Below are 3799 nucleotides of genomic sequence, written 5' to 3' on the forward strand. Positions count from 1 at the left end.
CTTCAGCATCTTGGATATTTTCTGCTATAACTCCCGGCAGGTTTAGGAGCTTAGTCATTTCTCTTTTTATCCTTGCCATTTTTATCTTATTATTTTAAGGTTTATTTTAATAGTTTAGCACACTAAGTACGGAAGACCCAATCATCCGCGATCGCATCAGGTGCGGCATAGATTGAACCTTTACATTTCGCTATCACCGCACAGATTTCCTCCACAGAGGTGGCAAATTCAGGAACGGTTCCCAATAGGCTTTCCAGACACTGAGGCGCAATTTGTTGTAAATTCCCGATACCCGGATATGTCAGAATCAGGGAGATTAAATGCAGCAAGCGGTCAAAATCCAACAGCCGAGAATAGCGGTGTAACTGAATTTGTCCATGTTGGGTACGGTTGGTACGATTCACCTGGCTGTGTCTAAGGCGTTGGAGTTTAGTTTGGATTTGTCCGATATCGAATTTGCCTTTAACAGGTGTCACCGGATAAACCCCTGCAAATCCCTCAGCCGCTAGGGGAGGAAATTGATGCAGGGACTGGTATAAGGATTCTATCACCAAATCGGGAACCTGACGCGATCGCTGTTTATTCCAATTCAGACAAGTAGACAGAGGGGTTTTCAGATGCCATCCTATCCACAGGGGAGATGGGGAAATTGTAGGGGTTTGGTTTCCAAACCCCATTTCCGATGTAGGGGAAGATGGGCTACATCTGTGCAATTGCATCAACAGCGACATCCGCCAGGAACGTTTGGCATTAGTAGCATCATAAATGATCGGTTGACCGGATGCGATCGCCCTTTGGATTTGCTGTAAGATGTATTGTTCAATTTCCAACCATTCCCCCTGGATGGTGGCGTCACCGTAGAGGGTTTGGCGGATTTCATCGGTGGAGACTATTTTATAGTTTCCCAGTTTCGCCAATTCCCCAGCCAGGGTTGATTTACCACTGGCGGGACAACCGATTAAAACGTGACAAATTAGTCTTTCGTCATTTGTCATTCGTCATTCGTCCTTTGTCATCGTTCGCTGATAACTGATAACTGTTCACTGATAAACGACTCTATCCTAGAGGGGGATGAGATCGGCTGTCTATGATTTTATGCGAATGACGAATTGTGTAGCGGAATTAGATCAGGGTACGATAGTATCGTGTCTCTACGGAATCAATTATTCTAATCTGTGGTAGGGAACATTACCCAGAGACACCTCCGGGGGGGTCTACGAAAACATAAGGATTTCAGCCATTGCCTGACCCCCCCGGAAACCTTACGCACAAGCGCCCCAAAATCACCTATTTTCTTGTAACCAACTTGATAACTCTTCTAAATTGTTGAAATCAAAAACATCATTTCCGAGACGTTCCAACTGGTCAATCGATAAGTTTTGAATTCCCTGACTTATTTCTGACGGAATTGACCCAAAATGTCGCTCCAGGAAACGGAATATCCATCGGATTTTCTCTTCTTGACGACCTTGTTCTACTCCTTCTTGTAATGCCTCCTGCTTTGCCTTAACAATCGATCCCCGTTGGTCTTCCAGGAACATTTCTTGCTTACGCAATTTTTCCACTTCCTCTACACTCAAATTCGCTTGATTGGCAATATTCATCGCTTTATCTAGTTCCGGAAGTTGGCTAAATGTGGGGGGGATTACCTCCAAACTGGGAGCCTCTTTAATAAAATAAATCCATTTATCTGTTAAACTCTCTAGTTCATCCAGCGTTTTCGTGAATTTCGGTAATTCTACAAAAATTAACTCGATTTCTGGATCAGGATAGTCAAACAACTCCTGATTTTCCTTTAAGCTAAACCGAGTCAGATAACGTTGTGTCTGATCAAACATGGGAAAGTCGGTAATCGTTAAGGCAATAACCGGTTTCAGGTACGAATAGCCTTCGCCATATTTTAGCTGATTTCCATAAGTTTTGGTCAGGTTATAAATAACCCGCTTCTCGAAGAAGGCTAAGTTGAGGACTTGCATTTCAATTAGCACGGTTGAGCCATTATCCAGTAAGGCTTTGACATCTAGATAGCTGTCTTTGAGATCCACCACCTCCCTAGGATTATAGGGGTCGATGATTTCTAGATCCTGAATCACAGGATTGGCTTCATAAATCAAGGCATTTAAAAAGCTAATTAGGATATCCTTGCTGTCTTTTGAGCCAAATATTTTTTTGAAGGCAAAGTCAGTTTTTGGGCTAATAAATCTTAGAGTCATAGTTTTTTAGTGATTTAATCGTAAAACCGATTCTATTTTGATTATACTTAGTTTTTAAACTGAGCATAAATTAGTCGTTACAATCGCTTACACTAAAACCGTCCTGACTTTTCCAGGTTGGGAGACTTCCAACAACCAGTAGTGTTTTCTCCCCTTGATAAGGGGAGGGTTAGGGAGGGGTTAGGGGATGAGGGTGAAACCCTTGCCAGTTAGCGCAGCGTAACGCATCAATGGCTCACTTTTTTATTGGTGGGTTACGGCGGATATCCAATTTTACGGTAACTTTTTCAATTGAATCACCACCTAACCCACCCTACGGGTATGAAGGTGCTATCTGTAATAATATCATTTTTCCATCAATCTCTAACGCCATGGTTTCCTGGCGTAATTCTTGCTGCAAATAGCCAACAAACTTTAAAACCCTTGGCAACTGTTCGACTAACGCTTGTCGCGTCATAAACGACTTAATCACATAACTCTTTTCACTCACCATTCCCGCCACAGCACTTTTATACATTCCCGATTGTTCTACCCAACTGATTCCCTCGAATAACTCAGCCATTAAGGTTTTGGCTTGTTCGACGTAGGCTGATGTATCACAGGGGATATCGAGATCAATGGTTGTGGGAATCAATAGTCCGATACTATGGTCAAGTAACCAGACATTTGCCGAAAACGCTGATAAGAGTTCTTCAATCGGTAAGGGGGATGGGTGAGAGGAAGGTAAGGGTAAGGAGGTTAAGGAGTGAACTCTTTGGTTTAAGGGTTCTTGGGTTTGTAGCGATAGGTTAAATCCTGGAAGGAGACTGTTGAATCCTGATAGAGTTGGGAATTGGGAAGTGTCTAACATTGGTTCATCTCCGTCTCGACTTCTTTACTCTAATGGGATAAGGTGATGCGGTGCTAGGATTTGATGCGAATGACTAATTGGTTAGTTGTCCTTTGTCCTTTGTCATTGTAGAGACGTTCCGTCGGAACGTCTCTACTATATAATGTGTCTTAACCCCTGTGGCTTCATGTCGTTTGAGGAGATGGTTTGTAGGGGCGGGTTTCACGATTATCTTTTCGGTTGCACAAGAGATGTGACTAAACCCGCCCCGACTCAGGTTCTAGATTTCCCCAGGACTTACGCAAAACCTCTATTCGTAGTGGCGTGACTCAGCTAAAATGGTGCAATAGATTGGGTACGTAGTGAGGGCTTTAGCCCTCTACAGCTAGGCGGAGAGAGAACTAAAGTTCTCACTACAAACAAAGTCCTATTTTAGCTGGGTCAGTCCGCCATCGTGTGTTAGCGTAGCGTAACGTACCGTTGCCATTATATGGGGGGTCGCGGCGTAATTCCTATTTCCCGTTGAATGTTGGGTGAGGGTTGAGGGAATGGTTTGACATCCTCCCTCGCCGGAGACGAGGGATTCCCAAACCTCACGATTTGAGTTTCTGCTTCCTACCGCTTCTAAAAACCTAGACAAACCTACCCATAAGTAATTCTGCCTTGGTATAAGTCCACGGTGTAACTTTTGGTCGATAACCGTTAACGCTCACCGCTTGGCTGATACCCGGCATTGTTGCTCGATATCAGCCTTAAC

The 3799-nt window shown here is 43.8% G+C and carries 3 protein-coding genes; all 3 read right to left on the reverse strand.

Annotated features, from left to right (window positions below):
* Positions 1–122 precede the first annotated feature (122 nt).
* Entirely contained in the window at positions 123–995 is an 873-nt protein-coding gene (locus tag RIM23_RS11745; protein WP_446367246.1) for an AAA family ATPase, read from the reverse strand.
* Between the two features lie 288 nt (positions 996–1283).
* On the reverse strand, positions 1284–2213 hold the full coding sequence (locus RIM23_RS11750; RefSeq protein WP_446367248.1) for an Rpn family recombination-promoting nuclease/putative transposase: 930 nt from the start codon (positions 2211–2213) through the stop codon (positions 1284–1286).
* A gap of 313 nt (positions 2214–2526) precedes the next feature.
* A complete protein-coding gene (locus RIM23_RS11755; protein WP_446367250.1) occupies positions 2527–3063 on the reverse strand; it encodes a hypothetical protein in 537 nt (178 codons plus the stop codon).
* Positions 3064–3799: the final 736 nt, after the last annotated feature.

This window comes from Coleofasciculus sp. G3-WIS-01, assembly GCF_040223135.1.
GTDB lineage: Bacteria > Cyanobacteriota > Cyanobacteriia > Cyanobacteriales > Coleofasciculaceae > Coleofasciculus.

Coding starts and splice junctions, on each gene's coding strand:
- RIM23_RS11745 (WP_446367246.1), bottom strand. CDS start 995: ATGACAAATGACGAAAGACTAATTTGTCACGTTTTAATCGGTTGTCCC.
- RIM23_RS11750 (WP_446367248.1), bottom strand. CDS start 2,213: ATGACTCTAAGATTTATTAGCCCAAAAACTGACTTTGCCTTCAAAAAA.
- RIM23_RS11755 (WP_446367250.1), bottom strand. CDS start 3,063: ATGTTAGACACTTCCCAATTCCCAACTCTATCAGGATTCAACAGTCTC.